This window comes from Bradyrhizobium sp. CCH5-F6 (genome assembly GCF_001556045.1).
Classification (GTDB): domain Bacteria; phylum Pseudomonadota; class Alphaproteobacteria; order Rhizobiales; family Xanthobacteraceae; genus Bradyrhizobium.
The window spans coordinates 1-19,627 of record NZ_LSIC01000064.1; the positions used below are offsets into that span (position 1 = coordinate 1).

Here is a 19,627-nt window from a genome sequence, read left to right on the forward strand (position 1 = left end):
GCGTCCACCGCAAGCCCGGCTCGCGAACATGACGACCACACGATCGCCCCTCAAGAATGAGCCGGGATGGACGACACATACGGCAAATCAGAAATTCGGTAAAGTGGAATATTTTCATTGGGAGGGGTTGACGGGGGCGTCGGTGTTTTGCCCGACGGGCATTTCCCGCGAGGCAAAGGTGTACCCCACAGGCTGATGCCACCGGACCACCCGTTGCACCAACCTCAGCAAGCGAAGAGGCAGGGTCGAAAAGTCCTTTGCCGCAGGTGAATTTCAATCAGCACCGCGCCGGCGGCGCCAGCTCAATTCACCTGGGCACCCGAATACTTCACAATCGGCGTCCACTTCTTCACCTCGCTCGCGATAAAGGCCTTGAAGGCCTCAGGGGTCGAGCCCTGGACGATGAAGCCCTGCGCCGCAAAGTAATCCTTGATGTCAGGAGATTGCAGCGCCTTGTTCACTTCCGCGCTCAGCTTTTCAACCACCTCGGGCGGCGTGCCGGCCGGCGCAAACAAGCCTTGCCATGACAGCGCCTCGAACCCCTTCAGTCCCGCTTCATCCAGCGTCGGCACGTCCGGCAGCAGGGGGTGCCTGGTTTTCGAGGTGACGGCCAGCGCGCGAATCTTTCCGGCCTGAATCTGCGGCATCAGCACCAGGACATCGCCGAACGTGACCTGGATCTGACCGCTCATCAGGTCGGTGAGCATGGCGGCGCTGCCGCGATAGGGAACGTGCACCATCGAGACATCGGCCGCCTGCTTGTACATCTCGCCGGTGAGATGCATCGACGTGCCGTTGCCAGCCGAGCCGAAACTCAACTCGCCCGGTTTCGACTTGGCGAGGGCGAGAAACTCGGCTGCCGTGTTCGCCTTCACGTCGGGGTTGACGGCCAGCACCAGCGGCGCAGTCACCAACGTCGACAGCGGCGCGAAGTCCTTGATCACGTCGTAGGGCAATTTCGGGTACAGCGCCTGCGCGATGGCGTTGCTGCCGGTGACGCCGGCCAGCAGGGTGTAGCCGTCGGGTGCGGATTTGGCTACGAAGTCGGCGCCCACGGCGCCGCCGGCGCCGGGTCGATTGTCGACCACGACCGGCTGGCCCCAGGCCGCGGCGAGCTTCTCGCCCACACGACGCGCGAGCACGTCGGTGCTGCCGCCCGGTGCAAAAGGCACGACGATGTGGATCGCCTTGTTCGGGTAGTTGGCTTGCGAATGACCCGGCGCGGGCAGCAGCATCGCGAGGCCGGCCAACGCCAGCGTCGCGCGGCGCGAAATCAGGAAGCGGATCATGAGTAACTCCTTGCGGGTGGATTGGCGGCTTCGGCTGGAGCCAGGGATCCCCAGCCGCCGCCGCCAGCGGTTTCGATGATCAACAGGTCGCCGGCGGACCACGCGATGCGGGCGCGCGCAGGCAAGAGCTCGACCGCTCCGTCCACACGCAAAACCCGGGCCATCGACGTGGCGCCGGCTCGACCGCCTCGCGCGCCGCGCGCACGGCCGACATGGCGCTCGCCGCGATAGGCGATCCACCCCTGGCCTTCGAGCAGCCGATAGGCGCGCCGCACGCCGTCGCCGCCGCATTGCAGACCGGCGCCGCCGCTGCCGCGGCGGATCTCGTAGCATTCCACACGCAGCGGCGCTTCGGTCTCGATCACCTCCACGGGGGTATTGCGCGCATTGCCGACGTCGGTGGAGACGCCGGCGCGGCCGGGCGCGTGGACGCTGGCGCCGGCGCCGCTGGCAATGATCTCGGTGAACATCCAGCGTCGCCCGTCGACCCGCGTGCCGCTGAGCGCGAGGACGGTGGCCACCCCGGCGTGCGGCGCCACGCCCGTCCCGCTTGCCGACTGTGACCAGGCTCCGAGAATCGCGTTGCAGGCCAGCTTAACGGTCGCCGTGCGCGCATTGACCGCCGCCGGCAGCGCCGGATTGACCAGGCTGCCGGGTGGAAGCTTCAGCGTCAGTGGCGCGAGGCAGCCGGCATTGTTGGGTGCATCCGGTGCCAGCGTGCGCATGAAGAAAAGAGTCGCCGACAGCATCGCCGCCGGCGATGCATTGAGGGGCCCTCTCACCTGCGGCGCGGTCCCCTCGAAGTCGATCGCCAGTGTGTCGCCCTGCTTGCGCAAGCTCACCACGATGGAAACCGGCGCGGTGTCGACGCCATCGCCGTCGAGTTGATCGCGCCAGGTCCATTCTCCGTCGGGCGCGGACGCAAGGGCTGCGCGGGTCATGCGTTCGGTCTGCGCAATCAGGGCATCGCAAACCTCGGCAAAACGAGGTCCGGTGTGACGCGCGATCTGCTTCAGTTCGCGCGCGCCTTGCGTCAGCGCCGACCACTGCGCTTCCAGGTCGCCACGCAAATTGTCAGGCGTGCGTGAGTTGGCGGCCAGGATGGCGTCGATATCGGGCCGCACACCTTCGGCGCTGCGCCAGCGCACCGGCGGCAGGCGCAGGCCCTCCTGGTACACTTCGGTTGCGTCGGGCGGAATGGAGCCGGCGGCCATGCCTCCGACATCCTGATGGTGCAAATTGGCGGCGGCGAAGGCGATCACCTCGCCATCGTGGAAGACCGGGTGGACCAGAGCCAGGTCCGGCAGATGCGTGCCGCCGGACCAGGGGTCGTTGAGCAGATAGGCGTCGCCCTCGGACATCGTTGCGAGCGGAAAGCGTGCGAGCACACCGGCAACGGCCGGAATCAGCGATCCCAGCAACAACGGCAGCGAGCGCGCCTGGGCGAGCAAGCGTCCGTCCGGCAGGAACAGCGCCGCGGCACAGTCGCCGCTCTCGCGGGCGATGGACGACACGGCGGCGCGCATCATGCCATGCTGCATGCGGTCGGCCGTGCCTTGCAGCGCCAGACGCAGCGGCTCCATGCGCAGGGCGATGACCGGATCAGGTGCGACGTCGCGCGCGCGCTGGATCATGCCTTCGCCTCCAGCGCCAGCGTCTGATCCGGCGTCAACCGCCACGACCAGCCCGCCGGCACAAAGGCGGTGGTCATCGGCGCGAACAGAGAATGCGGCCCCTCGCCTCGCGGCGGCAGCGAATCCCACGGGCTTTCGCTCGCCGCCAAGCGGACGGCGCTCTCGTCCGGACCGTAGAGCATGCCCAGCGCCGCCATCACGCCGGCGTGCGGCATCACCAGCACACGGCGCATACCGGCCAGTTCGGCGATCTCGGCCGCATGCTGCGCGCCGCCGCCGCCGATGGCGACGAGCACCGCATCCGCCGGATCGAGGTTGCGCTGGAAGGCGTGGGTCTTGAGCGCCTCCGCCATGCCGGCGGCGGCCGCGCTCACGACGGCTTCAGCGGTGCGAAGCACCGACAAGCCGAGCGCGCCAGCCACGTCGCCAAGCGCGGCCTCCGCGGCGGCGCGATCCAGCACCATCCCGCCGGCCAGTCGGGTCGGCAAGCGGTCCAGGACGCACAGCGCATCGCTCAGCGTCGGCAAGTCACCGCCGAGACCAAAGGCGGCGGGCCCAGGCCATGCGCCTTGCGAGCGCGGCCCGAGGCGCAACGCACCGCCCGGCAGCACCGACACCACGCTGCCGCCCCCGATGCCGATGGACGTGATGTCCGCGCAGCGCTGGCGGATCGGCAAGCCGCCGCATTCCAGCGCGTCGGTAAAGGTCGGCCTGCCGTCGAGCAGAATGCTGATGTCGGCGCTGGTGCCTCCGATATCCAGAACGATCGCGGGACCGGAGGCTGCGAGGCCGGCGGCCACGCCTTGCAGCGCCGCGCAGGGACCGGACATGGCGAGACCGATCGGCTGCTCGGCGAGATCATGCCATGGCGCAGTGCCGCCGGCCGATCGCATCAGGCGCAGCGCAGGCAGACTGCGCACTGTCAGGGCCTCGGCCAACGTGTGCAGATAATCTGCGGCGAGCGGCTTGGCATAGGCGTCCAGCGCCGTGGTGAGCCAACGCTCGAACTCCCGCGGTTGCGGATCGACTTCGCAGGACAGGGAAACGTACAGGTTCGGAAGGCGCGCCTGCAGCGCCGCCCGCAGCGCGCGTTCATGCGTCGGATTGCGGTGCGAGAACAACAGACCGACCGCCAGCGCGCGCACGCCAGCGGCGCTCACTGCATCCGCAATGGCGTCCACGGCCGATAGTTCAAGTGGCTCCACCTCACGCCCCTCGGCATCAATGCGCCCGCCTATCTCGAAACGCAGCGGCTCCGGAAACAGCTTTGCTTCGGGCACGGCCGGCATGATCACCGGCTCATACAGCTCCTTGCGGTCCTGGCGCGCCAGCACCGGCACGTCGCGCATGCCGCGCGTCAGGACGAGGGCCACCGGCGGCTCGTTCAGCTCCAGCAGCAGATTGGTGATCACGGTGGAGCCGTGCACGACGCGGCCGACGTCATCTGCCCCGATGCCCGCCTGCGCGCACAGCCGATCGAGTGCCTCGACGACCGGCTCCGCCAGCCGGCGTCCGGCGCGCGGATGTTTGAGCGATGCAACATGCCCGTCGCTCCGCAAGGCCACCGCATCGATGAAGGTGCCACCCATGTCGACGGCGAGCGACCAGGACGCGCTCAACGGAAGCGCTCCGGCGAAAACGGCGTCAGGTCCACCTGCGTCGGACGTCCGGCCACCAGATGCGCGATCTCGCGGCCGGTCGCCGCGCCCATGCACATGCCCATATGGCCGTGGCCGAAGGCGAGCCAGGCGTTGTCGGCCGCGCGGACCGGACCGACCACGGGCAAACTGTCCGGATGACAGGGACGATGGCCCATCCAGCGCGTGACGGAGGATGTGTCGAGGTGCGGGAACAGCTGCTGTCCCTGACGCAGCAGGGCGTCGGCGCGCGCCATGTTGGGCGGCGCCTTCAAGCCCGCGAACTCCACCGTGCCGGCGAGCCGAAGGCCCATGGCCATCGGGTTGACCATCAGATTGTGCTCCACCGCCATCACGGTGTGGCGGAGTGTCAAGTTCGAGCTCTGCACGGTGACATGGTAGCCGCGCTGCGTCTCCAGCATCACCGGGCTGTCGAGCTGTGCCGCCAATGCGCCCGACCAGGCCCCGGCTGCCACCACCACGCCGTCCGCCGCCAGCGGCTCGCCGCGCTCGAGCAGCACGGCCGTGACGCGCCGGCCCTGACGCTCGAAACCGCGGACGCGGTCCCGGACGTGACGCGCGCCGTCGGCGATACAGCGATTGTAGATCGCCTTGACGAGGGCAGACGGATCGGACGTGGAGCCGTTATCGGGCGCCAGAATGCCGAAGCGAAAACGTCCCTTCAGGTCCGGCTCGAGGCCTTCCAGCTCGTCCTGTTCGACGTCCAGCATCCGCACGCCCAGCGATCGTCGCAGGTTCATGCCCCAGGCCCACTGGGCCGCCGTCTCGCGAGAGGAAAAGACATACAGGCAGCCGCTACGCCGCACCAACTCGCGGGCATCGGCATGGGCGAGCAGCGGATCGTAGCAGTCGAAGATGGGCGCCAGCAGCGAACGCAGCGCGGTGGCGATGCGCGTCACCTCTTCGCGTGATGAATGACGCAGCATGCGCAGCAGCCACGGCGCCACCAGCGGCGCATAGGCCCAACGCACCGTCAGCGGTCCCAATGGGTCCAGCAGCCAGCGCGGGACCTTCTTCCACATGCCCGGCATGCCCACCGGCAGGCAGGCACTGGGCGAAAGCGAGCCGGCATTGCCGAAGGAGCAGGCCTCGCCCGCGTCCAGCGGATCGACGAACGTCACCGCGTGGCCGTCGCGCTGCAGCCAAGCCGCGGTGCAAGCGCCGACGATTCCGGTCCCTATGACGACAATGTGCATGGAAGGGAATTCTGAGAAATAATTCACCCATCACACAAGCGAATTCTTTTAATACTGTCATCAGGTTTTCTGATAACCGGTCCATTCGCGCGAGGAGATGTGATGCGGCCCGCCGTTCTCTCCACTCTGAGCCTGCGCCAGATGCGCGCCTTTGCCGCGGTCGCTCGCGCGGGCAGCTTCACGGCGGCGGCGCGACAGATCAACCTGACGCAGTCGGCCGTCAGCATGCTGGTTCAGCAGCTCGAGGACACCCTCGGTCTGAAACTGTTCGACCGCGGCGCGGTCGTGTTGTTGACGGCGGCCGGCGAGCAATTGCTTCCCCTGGCGCGCCGCATCCTGGACGACGTGCAACAGATCGCAGAGGGCGCTTCGGATCTTCGCTCCCTTCGCACCGGCCTGTTGCGCGTGGTCGCGCCACAGATGCTGGCATGCACGTGGGTGGCGGCAGTGCTGGGCGAATTCGAGCGGGCCCATCCGGATGTCGGCCTGCGCGTGACCGACGCGATGGCGGACGAGGTGGTGAGCATCGTGCGCCGGGGCGAGGCGGAACTGGGCGTTGGTCCCGAGCGCGCCACCGGCGAGGATGTCACCAGCACGTTCCTGATGGATGTACCGATCCGCGTGGTCTGCTCGGCGAAGCACCCGTTGGCGAAGCAACGCGCCGTCTCGTGGAAAAAACTGCGCGACGAGCGCTGGGTCATTTATTCCAGCGAGTTCAACCGACACCTGGAGAGCCTGCTGCATGCGCACGACAGCTCGCTTTCCATGCAGACCGCCGTCGAGGTCAAATATCTCACCACCGCCCTGGCGCTGGTCGGCGTAGGGACGGGCCTGGCCGCCGTTCCCGACTACGGACGGCTGTTCGCGCCGAATTTCGACGTGCGTTTCATCAAGCTGCGCGCTCCGGAAATCCGCCGCCGCTACTATATCTATCAACGGCGGGGACTCGTGCTCTCACCGTCCGCGGAGGCGTTCGTCAAGCTGCTGCGCAGCGCGGCACGCAGCGATGGATGAATTCGTGCACACGAATTTGCGAGCGCACGGCTCCCAAGAGTGGCCATAGAAGTCCTACGCCTGACAATCTGTCTGACGAGCGCGCGGCGTCGCCGGCCATCTTTTTCCTGACGATCCGATTGCGCTGCGTGCCCGGTAGATGATCTTCAGTCGCAATCATTGGCTCGCGCCAAATGAGACCGCCGGTGAGCCGGCGCTGTCGCAAAGCGCTTGGCGCGCCATCACCAGATCGTGGAAAATCGGTACGTTTGGTAGCGGGGGAGGGACTCTCTACCAATCGCGAAAATTCGCAAGTAACTTCAACGAAATGTTATGTTTAGCGCCACCGGTGTCTCGTGCTGGTGATACATCAAGAGTGGTATGCCGACAACCTGTTGCCTTGAGTAAGACAGCTCACCAATCATTTGGCGGTCGGACCGTCCTATGACGGTTCACCCAATGGCACTTTCCACTCCGCCGATCCGTTTTTGGCTTTCGCAGCCGCTATGGCCCCGCTCAGTTCGGCCGCGGCATAGTCAGCGCCATCTGCCCGCACCATCGTGCAGTCCGGGAACCTCGGCAACGGAGCAGAAATACTTTCGGAAGCGCTGGGCTCGGTGACTGTCGTGTTCGATAGCCTGATCGACGGGCGCCGCTCTCGCTCGATGTCGGGAAAAAATGATCGGACTTTCCACCGACCACCAGCTTGGCTTGGCCCATCGTCTTGTAGCCCGTATCCGGTAACCCGATGCGAGGTGTCCGGGCAACCACCTATTGGCAGTACGCCGTTTCATACTTCGACGACGTGGTCCTCGATTGATGTGGCGCTTGTTCTTTTGTTTCCCTTCGCCGCGGCCCAGTCAATCGTACGCAAAGCGACGTTCTTGCGATCGAGGGCGCCCTCAATCTCGCGCCACTGCCGTCGAAACACGGTCTCGGACGTTGGATCGACGCGAACAACCATTCCGGCTGTTGAGGATGCCCATATCCACGTCCAATCTAATAACCGCACCGCTGCATGTTCGTAGATGGCGTCCTCATCCCAATCGAAGAAAGCCAATACGCATTCCTCGCGAGTATCTAGGTCTTCGATATCCTTCGTGAGATTATGATGACCTTTGCCTAACTGGTCGGCTGTCATCCAGGGAAGGTGAGAGACCCTAATCCGTAGAGCCTGCCGTACCGCCCTCACGATTAAACTAGAGCAGTCGATACCTCCATATCCTCGCCCACCAAAAACGTAGGGCAAGCCTCGTAAACGCAAGAGCGCTTTTTGAAATGCTAGTTCTTCACGGATCGGCAACTTAGGTTTGCCACCATCAACCGGCTTGATTTTCTGTATCGCCGCCAAGACTTTGAGCCCCTTCGACTACCGGTGGCCAAGCCTTCGTGGCCGTGAGAGAGAATGGCTTCCCACGAAGGACTTCGTCTCTAATCATCGAATTTGCAGAAATCGTCATTATCCCGATCACTGCGTCAAACGTGTAGTCGATGGTTGGCCAGAAGGGAGGAATGTAAAGAAGTAGTTCAAGGCCATCCTTGAGAAGTTGATTGTCTTTGCATTCAGTTAGAACGACAATACCCGGGTTTCCCGGCTTTACTCGCCCGGCCACTTCCGTCTCTTCCTTGCCAAGCCGGATGACCCCATGGACGCGCGCACGGTCCGCATGGATAATGTTCAAACCTCCCGTCAACCCAATCGGAGTTGCCCCCTCAATCGGCGCAGGCCTTTGTTCAAGCAGCGATAACGCCCATTTCCCGCGGATTCTAACGCTCGACATGAATCCTCCACGCGTTGAAAAATTATCGGCAAACAACGCTTGATGCTACCTTAGTGATAGCTTTTGGCAAGACCCCGCGTTATGGTGGCAACGCTCTTGGGTCTGAGAAATTTACCCCACGGTACTATCAGCCAATTGCGGATCGTGAAATGTTGTCTCGACTCGTCTTGTCCCACGGACGATTTCGCTCCGAAACAAAAAAATTGCTCGTGCAACGCGATGTCGAGGCTATAGATCTGTCCAGCAACGAACTAACAGAAGTCCCACAAGAAATCTTACAGCTTGCATCGCTCCGAGAAATTGATCTTAGCAACAACCGTCTCGAGACCATTCCCCACGCACTTTTTGATCTTCCCAACCTCCAACTTCTTGATCTCAGCGAAAACCAAATTCGATTTCTGCCGGCCGATCGGCCGAAGGCTGTCGGGCTTCTATCGTTGAATTTAAGTGGCAATCTTCTCGGTAGCTTGCCCGAGGGATATGCAGCCTTATCCTGCCTGAAGGAGCTCGACATCAGCGGCAATCGGCTTCGCCGCATACCCTCCCCGATTGGCAGAATGACAGGCCTCGAGATCCTTTCGGCTTTCGCGAACGGCATGACTCACATTGGCAGCCCGTTAGGATCCCTGGAAAGGTTGCGGGTCGTACACCTCGAAGAGAACTTCATAGACGCATTCCCGACCGCGTGTACTCCTCCGAACATGGTGGAACTCTACCTGTCGGGAAATTCGTTCGATCACATTCCAGATATCGGACGCAGCAAGAGCACGATTGAGGTGCTCAATCTGGAACGAAATCAGGTTTGCACTGTACCTCGATCCATTTCCGAAATGCACTCGCTCAAGATGCTGTTTTTGCACGGCAATTGCTTTACTGAATTCCCAAACGAACTGCTGTGCTGCGCGTCTCTCGAAATGCTCTTTCTGCAAGACAACAAAATACGAATTATACCGAGCGCGATCTCCGACATGTCAAAACTCCGTTGTCTTTTTCTCGGAAACAATCGGATCGAGCACTTGCCTGACGCCGTCTTCTCAATGCCGAACCTCGTGAACCTTAGCGTGGAGAACAATTCCATTACCGAGCGAGATGAGAGAGGTGAAGCGCTGCTAGTCTACAATCTTGCTGGCAATCCCCTACTTTCGAACATCGCAACTCAAGCTACCGCTCGATGAGAACCCACATGACTACGCACCAGGCCCCGTCATCGAACTATTTCGCCAAATCCGAGCCAGCTGAAAGCGCGGTCTGGCTCCTCGATTCGGAAGGTGCAATTACTCTCGCAAGTTCGGACCGCATACTGCATTGCATTGAGCCCCCGAGAAACAAGCACCTCGTCGACATCACGGTCGCAGGTAATTCGGCGCTTTGGATCGTAGCACGTGACGATTCCAATCAAATCACACTCATGAAATGGGATGGGCAGCAACTCCACGAATATGTAAGTGCCGGCCTTACGGGTGCTGTTCGTGTATTTGGCGCGCAAGATGGGGGATGTTGGTTATTGAAATCTCACCAACTCACCAAGATTGGCTCCGATAGCGGTTCCGAGATCGACCTTACTTTTGACCTTCATGATTTCCATGAAGGGCCTAATGGCGCGCTCTGGGCTGTTGGCGGAATGCGTCGGCTCGGCGGGTTCGAAGTGAGACATCTTGGCGCAGGCGAGAAGAACTGGTTTGTCTTGCCATCTCCCGCCGCCGCTGTGTCCATCTCCAGCGCTCCCGACACGACTGCGTGGAGCGTGAATGCGCAAGGAGACGTGTGGCGATTGAACCCGAAGGGAGGCGGGCATTTCGCCGAATGCCAGGTGCTGACTGGATGCACCAACTGCCTGTTCTCGAAAACGGTGAAGCATGCTCGCGAGATAAGCGTGAGTCCCAACGGAACTGTCTGGATTCTGACCCGACGCGCGGCAAACAAGGGTTATGCGATCGAATGGATCGCGGATTTTGGCAGAAAAGAGCTGCGGTCCCTTTCAGAGAGGTTCGGCGCCGTAAGAATCGCAGCGACGAAAAGGTAGCTTTTCAGCGAACGCCTCTCGGTAAATGTCGCGTTGTTAGCTTGTGCTGTTTTCGATCGATTTGTTTTGTCGAAGAGACGAGATTGACCGTCAGTAGATCATTGAAGCGATGCATCGCGATTCTCTTGGCTGGTCCACGCGTCCTTAAGACCGGGTGATGGCGCAACGGCTCCGAACCGACGAACTCTATCAAATTGGCATTGCCTTCATTGGTTGTTTGTGACACCTTGGGGTCCTTTAGATTGCACCATTGATTTTCGCACGAGCGGGGATGACGATCATGCTTGATCTGCCTACCGTTCCTTCAGAAATTGACCTGGTGAAAAGCAGGGGCTGGGCGCTCTACGAGACGTTTCTCTCTCCGATGGAGACGCGCCTGTTGGAGGACGACGTTCGCAGACTCCGCAATTCGGTTCAGCCTGACTGCGCATATTTCTACGACGTAACAGCGGACGGTTCGCGACGGTTGGCACGGATAGAGCGAATCTGGGACTCCTTGAGCGTGGTTGCGCAAGGACCGCTCGGAGCCCGGATCGAAGAACTCGCCGCCAGCTACTTTGGCGAACGTCCGGCATTGTTCAAGGACAAGCTGAATGTGAGATATCCGGCCAGTTCCGGATACGCTCCCCACCAGGACGCTGCAGCTGGTTGGGATGAATTCAGCGACAGCTTTTTTTCAGTGGGACTTTTTCTTGGACAGTCGGATTCCGAGCATGGCGGATTCGAAGTCGCGGCCAATCTCGACGGCAGCCGATACCCTAACGCTGCCGGAAAAATGCCGTTGGACCTGTTCCAGTCATTGAATCCACTCAGCGTGACCGCAAATGCCGGAGACGCACTCTTGTTAGACGGAGAGTGCCCACATCGCTCGTTCGAAAACCGCGCGGCGACGGACAGCCTGCATCTGCTGTTCACGTTCGTTCCGTCTCGACACAGCCATGCTCGAGCGGCCTATTACGAAAAGAAGCTGGCCAGTTTTGCCGACAACTTGGTCGGGGACGGTTACGAATTCCGCGTATTTAGATTCTGAGGAAGATGAAATGCCGGCAGGCCCCGATTTGCGTACAGCTGCAGCTGTGGCTCAATCCGGCGCCATATCGCGACTCTCCGGACTCGTGCACCAAACGCGATTGCAACCAGTTTTTGTCGTTGGCCGACGGTCATTTATTGCCAGCGGAGCCGCGCAGGCCGTTCGGTGCCTCTTCGGCGCAAGCGCCGACATATTTTCGGTCTCAGATGGGCTACCAACGGTGGCGGACGTGGCGCGCTTCCACGATGCCTTTAAACCCGGCTCATTTTGCATTGTTGCGATCGGCGGCGGCCACGTCATCGATACAGCAAAGATTCTATCCCTCGGAGAGCCGGACGCGGCAATACTCGAATCAAAAATTGCCGCTAAGGACGATCTAGTGAGGCGAAGCCCTCTCCTTGCCGTGCCCACTACTCATGGATCCGGGAGTGAAGCCACGCCTTTCGCCGTGGTCTACATCAACCGTATCAAGTTCTCGGTCGATCACCCCACGCTTTGCCCGGACGCCGCCGTCCTCGATCCAGATTTGATTTTGAGCATGCCGGACGCCGATCTCGCCTCCAGCGGGCTCGATGCAATTGCTCAAGCCATCGAAGCTGTTCTCTCCGTGAGAGGCAACGCCCGAACCACCGCCCTTGCGCTACAGTCGCTCGCACTGTCATGGCGGGCGTTGCCGGATTTTCGGCGCACGCGGAGCAAACCCCAAGCCCAACAAATGTTGACGGCCGCACACTTGGCCGGCCTTGCTATCGCTCAGACGCGGACGACGATTCCGCACGCACTGTCATACCACCTGACAGCGTATCACGGACTGCAACATGGGCACGCGGTGTCGCTCTCGATGGCCAATTATTTGGAGCGCTTTGCCAAAGCATGCGACGACAGCGCTTTCCCCTCGTGCGCCTATTGGAGCGGACAACTGGCAGCAATATGCGCTGAAATTTCAGCTACAGGGTCGACCGCAAAGCACGTCTGGAACAACTACGTCGCTTCGCTTGGCCTGCCGTCCAGACTGAGCAGCATCTCCCCGAATTTCAGCTCGCACACGCTTGCTGGAAACATCAACGCAGATCGTTTCAAGAATTCGCCGCTTGATCTCACCCCGGACCAAGCCACGGCGCTGTTTTCCTGAAAAGTTCACGAGCCGAGTCGAGGCCATGAAAGACCCCAAGGTCCCAACAAGTGCAGATCGGCAACGAGACTGCAGGCCATGCGCATGGGCGCCGGAGTGAGACGATGACGGCGCGCGTCGAGGATCTGAAGACTCTGTGCGTCGATCCGGCGGCTATCCCTGCCGTGACTTATGTTTCGATCAGGGACGCGAGGAGCGAAAAAGCCAATCGAAAGATTCAGCGTGTACTTCTCGTGTCGCCTTCCGCGACGCTCTTTCATGCGGACCTGCCGCGATGCACATATCCACTCGGCCTCGGATATATCGCCGCGGTTCTTGAGCGGAGCGGATATCTCGTCAGTATCATCGATTGTCTCGTTGAGGGTTACGACCGCCGGTGTCCGGTTGCGACCGACGAGGAATTCATCACGTATGGCATCGACAAAGCAGAACTGGTGGCCCGCATAAAACAATTTCAGCCCGACATTGTCGGCGTTTCCAGCATATTCTCAAATCAAGTCGACACCATCACTCAAGTATTCGACGCGATCCGCCTAGCAGCTCCCGGCATCCCGATAGCAACAGGTGGCGCACATGCCCGATACTTCCCCTTCAACTATATTGAGGACTTCGGAGTCGATGCGGTCTTTCTGAGCGAGTCCGAGGCCTCCTTCCTGCAGTATCTAGAGGCGCTGAACGGCTCCGGCGCGCTTCAGGATATCCCGGGACTTATCGCCCGGACCGAAGATGGTTCGCTGATCAAGAATGACAGCATGGGCCTGATTCGGCAGAAGCATCGGGATAGCCGGGGATTCCTAGCGGAGTTGGACGAAATACCATTCCCGGCCTGGCACCTTTACAATATGGAGGAATATTTTCGCATCGGAGCCTATCAGTCGCCGTATACGATCGGCAACCGCGTTGGACAGATCTATACCAGCCGTGGCTGCACCGCCAAATGCACCTTTTGCACGACCACCAACTTCTGGGGCGGAAAGTTTCGGCGGCGCAGCCCGCAAAACGTCGTCGATGAACTCCGGGCGCTTAAGACTCACTATGGCATCGACGAATTTCACGTGCAGGACGACAATATCACGAACGACAAGAGCCACGCTGGGACCCTGTTCGAGGAACTTAAGGGTATCGGCTTGCCCTGGTGCACCCCTCAGGGGACCGCGCTTTGGCGGATGGACGAAAATCTGCTCGACCTCATGGCCGCATCAGGGTGTTATCAGGTCACATTTGCCATCGAGAGCGCATCACAGCGCGTCTTGAATGACCTGATCAAGAAGCCGCTCGATCTCGGCAAGACGAAGCATCTCATTCGCTACGCCCGTACGCTGGGAATGATGACGCACGGCTTTTTCATCGTTGGAATGCCGCCGATGTTTGGAAAACCCGGTGAAACGTTCGCGGAAATGCAACTCTCATTCGACTTCGCGGCGTCCTCCGGATTGACCAGCGCATCATTTTTCACCGCGACGCCGATCGTCGGCTCCGTATTACTTTCAGAATGTCTCAGGCAGGATTTCGTTTCAAGGGAAACGCCGCTTTATCGCATGTCCTACAAACAGGGCCTGATTGACGTTCCCGGACTCTGGAACGGCAGACAAGTGGCATCACTCGCCGCGACATTCAATCGTGAGTTCAATTCCGGCAAGCCGCGCAGATCGACGCGGCGCGAATGGACGACCAGTCAATATTAGCCTCCCTTGAACCAGAACTGATCGGAAAGCAACGATGTCAGTTGAAACGGACAAAAAAGATCATACTGATCTGGTCTACGTGGGAATGGTCGGCGATATGCTGCACGCGGGCCATATCAATATCCTAAACAAAGCGAGAGAGCTGGGCCGAGTGATCGTCGGCGTTCTCACGGACGAAGCTGTCGCCGGCTACAAACGAATGCCATTCCTGAATTTCGAGCAACGGATGGGTGTCATCAGGAATCTCCGCGGCGTCGAGGAAGTGATCCCGCAGCATTCGTTGAGCTACAGGGAGAATCTCCTTAAACTGCATCCCCAGTACGTCGTCCATGGCGACGACTGGCGTTACGGCGACAAAGTCTCGGCGGCCAGGCACGAGGTGATCCAGATCTTGTCAATGTGGGACGGCAAGCTTGTCGAGGTTCCCTATACGCTTGGCGTATCTTCGTCGCTGATCAACCAAGCCCTGCAGGAAGACGGCGTCGTGGCCCAGATCCGGCAGAATCGGTTTCGTCGACTCCTCGAAGTCAAATCGGTCGTAAGGCTCATTGAGGCGCACAACGCCTTAGCTGCGGTGGTGGCGTATCATGCCAGGGCGGAGGGGCTCAGCTTCGATGCACTATGGCAGAGCAGCTTTACCGATTCCGCCGCCCGCGCCAAGCCCGATGCGGAGATCGTCGAACCCGCGCAAAGGCTGGCAACCGTAAATGAGATCTTCGATGCGACCCCGCTGCCGCTTGTCTACGATGGCGACACCGGCGTATCCGTCGAACGCGCATTTCAACTAGCGAAATCACTCGATCGCGCCGGCGTGTCCGCTCTCTGTATCGAAGACAAGGTCGGCAGCAAGCGCAATTCGCTGTACGGCCGATCCGCGCAAAGAGCTCAACGACAAGCCAGCGTGCCGGAATTTATCGAGCGCGTGCAAGCCGCGAAGAAAGGCGTCGGAGTCGGCAGGCTGATGATCATGGCTCGAATAGAGAGCTTTGTGCTCGGCGGCGGTCTGACCGATGCGCTGGACAGGGCTCAGGCGTATATCGACGCAGGCGCGGATGCCATCTTGATTCACAGCATATCGAAGACAGCGGATGAAGTTACGCGGTTCGCCACCGAGCTGCACAAGAGCGGTTTCAATTCGCCGATCTTTGCCGTACCGACCACTTACGGAAAGACGCACGAGCAGGAATTGGTTGACAGCGGAATCAAGGGAGTTGTCTATGCCAATCAGCTTCTTCGCGCGGCGTACCCAGCGATGGTCGAGACGGCATCGCGGATCTTGCGGACCCGCAAGGCTGAAGACGACGAATTGTCGAAGATGCTGGCCCCGACCAGGGAGCTTCTGGAATTATTCCCCGAGGAATGGTGACCTTGATGATCTTCGAAATGATCCGCTCGGAAGGCGTGGACTTCTTTACCGGCGTTCCCGACTCGACGTTGACCGACTTTTGCTCGCACGTCAACTCCGACACCGGCATAACGCAGATCGCTGCAGCTTGCGAAGGGAGCGCGGTGAGCATCGCGGTCGGGCAAGCGATTGCGAGCGGGCGGACGCCTTGTGTCTACATGCAGAATTCCGGATTGCCGAACGCGCTCAATCCACTCCTGTCGATTGCCGGGCGCGCGTGCTTTGACGTCCCCCTGCTCCTCGTGGTCGGCTGGAGAGGCCAACCCGGCCGTCCGGACGAACCACAGCATGCCGAGATCGGCGCGATCACGGTAGGTTTCCTGCAGGAAGCAGGATTTGCAGTGAAGATCTTTCAGCAAGAGTCCGATTTGCCTGCGACAAGGAATTTTGTGCGGCAGGCCTTGCGGCAGAATCAGCGTGCTGCCGTTGTTGTGGCAATGAATGTGGAGACCTCCGCGGCCGATCATCGGACCGGATCAGCCGACGCTGCAACGAGCATGGCCAAGCTGCAGGCGCTCCGCACCATACTAGGGGCCGCCCCTAAAAACTCGATGATCGTGACTGGTATAGGGCATACTGCTCGAGAGGTTATTAAGCTACGTCACGAACGCGAAGAGCAGGAATTCCTTGACCTCTCGTGTGTTGGAGGAATGGGTTTTGCAAGTCACGTCGCAATTGGAATGGCCATTTCAGAAGATCGACGCCATGTGATCTGCATCGATGGTGACGGCTCATTCCTTATGCACGGGTTCGGTGTCGCCGTCGTGGGCCGGCACAAGAGCCTGCATTTCACCCACATCCTGATGGACAACGGAAGTCATCAATCGGTAGGCGGCTATCCAGTCTGCAATTCAAATGTGGACTATGTCACGATCGCACAGGCGGTCGGCTATTCTAAAGCCGTGTCAGCACGGTCGGAAACAGAGCTTTCCGCGGCCATACGCTCCACTGGGCTGGCCAAACAGACCACTTTCGTCCACGTTCCCGTTCGACAAGAGAAACAAGCCGGATTGCCTAGACCTAAGCTTCCCCCGTCGGAAGCCAGGAAGCAATTTCAACGGCACCATGGGCTTGGATCATTTCGCTTCAATGCGTCAGCGACGGATGCGTGAGCCAGATCAAAAGGCTGGATCGCTTTTGTAAAGGCTGTACGCGACGAGACCGCCGCGCGTAACTCGCCGCACGCTGAATGCTTGACGCTGCCCCAACGTGCGGCTGACGAGTTGTCGTTTGGCAGATCGCCCCTACTTCCGGAACTTCGCAAGCAGCGCAGACATCGATGCCGCGAGAGAAGCTTGGTTCGCAAGCTTTTTCATGTTCGCGCTCAGGCTCGCCATCGTTGCTTTATCCAGACCGTGGCCAGCCTTTGCTTTTTCCATAGCAGCCAGCGGACCTTTCGCGATGTCGAGCATCACAGTGCTCAACGACGCCATTATCTTGTTCGAAAGTTCGTCTGCAGTGTGGTCGGCCATTGAAACCTCCATAAGAAGGTGAGGGACATTAAGCGTTAAAGACTTGCTAGCGAAATTGGGAGTCAATTTAAGGACGTAACGTTACGCCCTTTCAACCCAATAGTAAATAGTACAATTGATGACCGTTACCACGATAGCAACGGCGACCCATACAGCGAGACCCAAGTGTGGAAGGCCGACCAGCCCCGTCATCCAGATCAAGTTGGAATTAATCGGCATCAGTGGATACAGCAATGCCGTCAGGCGGTGCATGACCCAGTAGTTTTTGGTCCGGTCGTAGCCGCTGTTGACGATAAAATACGTGAGATGAAACATTTGGTCGGCTACCAGCGCTGTTCCCAGAAAGAGCAGAGGACTGAGCATGGAAAGCGGTGTCCCGTAACCGGTAACAATGCCGATGATCAGCGCGGCCTGACAAACCCAGTGAAAGATCTGCTCGAGAAAGGCGCCCGCGTTGGACGGCTTATGCCTCGCTCGAGCGAGATCCCCGTCGAGACAATCGAGAAATCCCGCCGACAGAATGCATAGTGATCCGAGAAACGAACAGCGCCCTGTTCCCTGAGCAAACAGAAATGACGCTCCAATGTACATGGCAGCCCACGCGACGGTGATAGCGTCAGGCGCGATCATCCTATTTAATAGGAGCGTGGCTAGTTTCCGCGAAGCCGGTCGCATTGGCCTGTACAAAAAGGAATCAGTTGATTGTTCTGGCATAGCCAACCTCGTTACATCCGAGTCGCTCGACTATTCCCGCTGTTTCCCAACGGCAATTGAGTTTGAACCTACTGCCTTTTCCAACTCAACAAACTGCCATCCGCTTGCGTCGTGCTCGCCGCGATTGAAATCGCTCCATTACGCCGCGCCGGATATAGTGGAGTGCACGAGGCGCGGTTCGAAATGCGGCCGATGGAATAGCCATTGGGAGCGGTAGCCGCGGATAGGAACCAAACGACGCCGTCGGGCCCAACGCTCAGGTCTCTGACCGCCTCTTTGCGAGGCGTGTACAGACAGTTCCGGCAATTTGCATCCGCACTGCATTCACGAAAATTGCCCGCTCCATTCGGATGGAAACGCCAAATGTCGCCGTGCGAATTCGCGCCCCAAGCTGTACCGTCTCGTGCACCCGAAATCCGGACAGCGCTGGCGGGCTGAGGAAGCTTGAACCAGTCTTTGGAGACTTGATCGCGGCGCCAGACCGCAAACCCGCCGCGACGACGTTCTCCGCCGACCGCCCAAAGCGTGCCATCGAGGCCTTCACTGATTTGCACAGCCTCGAAAGGCAACATTGAAGTTTGGCTCTGAAAACAATGGTCCGTTGACGTCAGGCTTCGTCCTTGCAGCAACCAACAGTCATCTGTCGATGCACCCGCGATCAAGTAGGGAGACGTGCTTCTTACTTCGCAGAGCCAGCCGGAATGGTCCGAAGATAACTTCAAGACGGCGTATATTCGCCGTTCAGCCGCCCATGCCGTGACCCAGACTTTGCCGGAGCAGGAGACAACGATCTGCAGGGCGTGCCAGTGCCGCTGCAGGGGTATGAACTCGACTTTTCCATTGGTGGGATCCAGGCGGAACACGCGGCCGAGATCATCTACGGCCCACAGTATGGACATCCTCGCATCCACCTTCGCCGCTAGTCTAGCGGAGAGACGAGGCGCCGCCGCCAATTCAACGTGTGCGGAGCAGCCTGCCCCGGTATCCACCTGCGAGACCATCCCTTGCCCAGTCGATCGACTGCTCATCCTTCATCACCAACTTCGCAACCAAAAGTTTTGAGCCCCTATGCAATCACAGATTGATGGATTAATCTAATTTTATTGTGCTGGGTTAGGCTGGGGCCGTGCAGCAAACGCCGTCCCACAGTAGCGCTAAGAACGGGGTAGACAGATGGCATCGGTCAGGATTCGTGGCCTTTGGAGAATTTCGCTGACGGCTCACGAAGGCGCAAAGCTGAAGGTGACCACCGCTATCGACGAGGCGGAGCTTGAGGTGTTTACAGCCACTCGGTCGAGCTTGAGCGGGGAGTTCCGAGTGGGAAATAAGAAGGTACCAGTCAAGGGGCGGGTCAAGCCCGGGAGCCCAGCCGTCGTGACGATCTCAGAGGCGACCGCGAGCGGTGGACCGGTTGCGGACGGGCTCGAGGCCATAGTCTACATTCCGCCCTGGTGGCCAACCGTGGACTACGAACACGACCTTGTGTTTGGCACGATGGTCATTGGCAAAGGCTCTAGCATCCGCGATAAGGAGCTGAGATCAAGGCTAATAGCGATTATGGGCGTGCAGCCGTTTGCATGAGTCGCGAATGCTAACCGGTAGGGGAACGGCAACT

General features: G+C 60.0%; 19 protein-coding genes. 10 read left to right on the forward strand and 9 right to left on the reverse strand.

Translation table 11 applies throughout. The features are described from left to right. A partial coding sequence (locus AX729_RS40900; RefSeq protein ID WP_210183192.1) for a hypothetical protein occupies positions 1 to 196 on the forward strand: 196 nt, incomplete at its 5' end. Positions 197 to 302: 106 nt separating this feature from the next. Here AX729_RS40900 and AX729_RS11785 read toward each other — a convergent pair. The 4 genes from AX729_RS11785 to AX729_RS11800 are packed head-to-tail and all read right to left on the reverse strand — an operon-like array spanning position 303 to position 5,777. Continuing rightward, a complete protein-coding gene (locus AX729_RS11785; protein ID WP_245325129.1) occupies positions 303 to 1,250 on the reverse strand; it encodes a Bug family tripartite tricarboxylate transporter substrate binding protein in 948 nt (315 codons plus the stop codon). A 35-nt stretch (positions 1,251 to 1,285) separates the two neighbouring features. Then, on the reverse strand, positions 1,286 to 2,923 hold the full coding sequence (locus AX729_RS11790; RefSeq protein ID WP_061023160.1) for a hydantoinase B/oxoprolinase family protein: 1,638 nt from the start codon (positions 2,921 to 2,923) through the stop codon (positions 1,286 to 1,288). Beyond that, positions 2,920 to 4,512, reverse strand: a complete 1,593-nt coding sequence (locus AX729_RS11795) for a hydantoinase/oxoprolinase family protein (protein ID WP_245325131.1) — start codon at positions 4,510 to 4,512, stop codon at positions 2,920 to 2,922. Before AX729_RS11795 ends, AX729_RS11790 begins: the two co-directional genes overlap by 4 nt. 26 nt (positions 4,513 to 4,538) lie before the next feature. Continuing rightward, a complete protein-coding gene (locus AX729_RS11800) occupies positions 4,539 to 5,777 on the reverse strand; it encodes an NAD(P)/FAD-dependent oxidoreductase (protein WP_061023164.1) in 1,239 nt (412 codons plus the stop codon). A 102-nt stretch (positions 5,778 to 5,879) separates the two neighbouring features. On the opposite strand from AX729_RS11800, the gene AX729_RS11805 reads away from it, so the two are divergent. Further along, complete coding sequence (locus tag AX729_RS11805; RefSeq protein WP_061023166.1) at positions 5,880 to 6,791, forward strand: LysR family transcriptional regulator; 912 nt, start codon at positions 5,880 to 5,882, stop codon at positions 6,789 to 6,791. Positions 6,792 to 7,560: 769 nt separating this feature from the next. Here the strand turns inward: AX729_RS11805 and AX729_RS39590 are convergent. Both AX729_RS39590 and AX729_RS11815 read right to left on the reverse strand, forming a co-directional pair. Beyond that, positions 7,561 to 8,121, reverse strand: coding sequence for an NlpC/P60 family protein (locus tag AX729_RS39590; RefSeq protein ID WP_156456887.1), 561 nt, complete (start codon positions 8,119 to 8,121; stop codon positions 7,561 to 7,563). Next, positions 8,090 to 8,551, reverse strand: coding sequence for a hypothetical protein (locus tag AX729_RS11815; RefSeq protein WP_061023170.1), 462 nt, complete (start codon positions 8,549 to 8,551; stop codon positions 8,090 to 8,092). Before AX729_RS11815 ends, AX729_RS39590 begins: the two co-directional genes overlap by 32 nt. 14 nt (positions 8,552 to 8,565) lie before the next feature. Here AX729_RS11815 and AX729_RS38560 point away from each other — a divergent pair, with 14 nt between their 5' ends. The 7 genes from AX729_RS38560 (at position 8,566) to aepY (ending at position 16,938) form a co-directional block, all read left to right on the forward strand. Beyond that, positions 8,566 to 9,726, forward strand: coding sequence for a leucine-rich repeat domain-containing protein (locus AX729_RS38560; protein ID WP_156456888.1), 1,161 nt, complete (start codon positions 8,566 to 8,568; stop codon positions 9,724 to 9,726). An 8-nt stretch (positions 9,727 to 9,734) separates the two neighbouring features. Beyond that, positions 9,735 to 10,574, forward strand: coding sequence for an NHL repeat-containing protein (locus tag AX729_RS11825; RefSeq protein ID WP_156456889.1), 840 nt, complete (start codon positions 9,735 to 9,737; stop codon positions 10,572 to 10,574). A gap of 271 nt (positions 10,575 to 10,845) precedes the next feature. Further along, positions 10,846 to 11,604: a phytanoyl-CoA dioxygenase family protein gene (locus tag AX729_RS39595; protein ID WP_061023175.1), complete on the forward strand. Its 759-nt coding sequence runs from the start codon at positions 10,846 to 10,848 to the stop codon at positions 11,602 to 11,604. A 10-nt stretch (positions 11,605 to 11,614) separates the two neighbouring features. Further along, a complete protein-coding gene (locus AX729_RS11835) occupies positions 11,615 to 12,736 on the forward strand; it encodes an iron-containing alcohol dehydrogenase (protein ID WP_197433581.1) in 1,122 nt (373 codons plus the stop codon). A gap of 104 nt (positions 12,737 to 12,840) precedes the next feature. Then, the gene (locus tag AX729_RS11840; RefSeq protein ID WP_061023217.1) at positions 12,841 to 14,421 is read left to right on the forward strand and encodes a B12-binding domain-containing radical SAM protein; all 1,581 of its coding nucleotides are present in this window, start codon (positions 12,841 to 12,843) and stop codon (positions 14,419 to 14,421) included. 34 nt (positions 14,422 to 14,455) lie between these two features. Then, positions 14,456 to 15,787, forward strand: a complete 1,332-nt coding sequence (locus AX729_RS11845; protein WP_063817243.1) for an isocitrate lyase/phosphoenolpyruvate mutase family protein — start codon at positions 14,456 to 14,458, stop codon at positions 15,785 to 15,787. 5 nt (positions 15,788 to 15,792) lie between these two features. Further along, complete coding sequence (gene aepY / locus AX729_RS11850) at positions 15,793 to 16,938, forward strand: phosphonopyruvate decarboxylase (RefSeq protein ID WP_245325134.1); 1,146 nt, start codon at positions 15,793 to 15,795, stop codon at positions 16,936 to 16,938. A gap of 132 nt (positions 16,939 to 17,070) precedes the next feature. On the opposite strand, the gene AX729_RS11855 is transcribed toward aepY, so the two are convergent. From AX729_RS11855 to AX729_RS39600, 3 genes are all read right to left on the reverse strand, one after another. Next, positions 17,071 to 17,298, reverse strand: a complete 228-nt coding sequence (locus tag AX729_RS11855) for a hypothetical protein (protein WP_156456890.1) — start codon at positions 17,296 to 17,298, stop codon at positions 17,071 to 17,073. Positions 17,299 to 17,379: 81 nt separating this feature from the next. After that, positions 17,380 to 17,928, reverse strand: a complete 549-nt coding sequence (locus AX729_RS11860) for a CDP-alcohol phosphatidyltransferase family protein (RefSeq protein WP_061023185.1) — start codon at positions 17,926 to 17,928, stop codon at positions 17,380 to 17,382. A gap of 152 nt (positions 17,929 to 18,080) precedes the next feature. Then, a complete protein-coding gene (locus AX729_RS39600; protein WP_156456891.1) occupies positions 18,081 to 18,911 on the reverse strand; it encodes an NHL repeat-containing protein in 831 nt (276 codons plus the stop codon). A 274-nt stretch (positions 18,912 to 19,185) separates the two neighbouring features. On the opposite strand from AX729_RS39600, the gene AX729_RS11865 reads away from it, so the two are divergent. Beyond that, a complete protein-coding gene (locus tag AX729_RS11865) occupies positions 19,186 to 19,593 on the forward strand; it encodes a hypothetical protein (protein WP_156456892.1) in 408 nt (135 codons plus the stop codon). Positions 19,594 to 19,627: the final 34 nt, after the last annotated feature.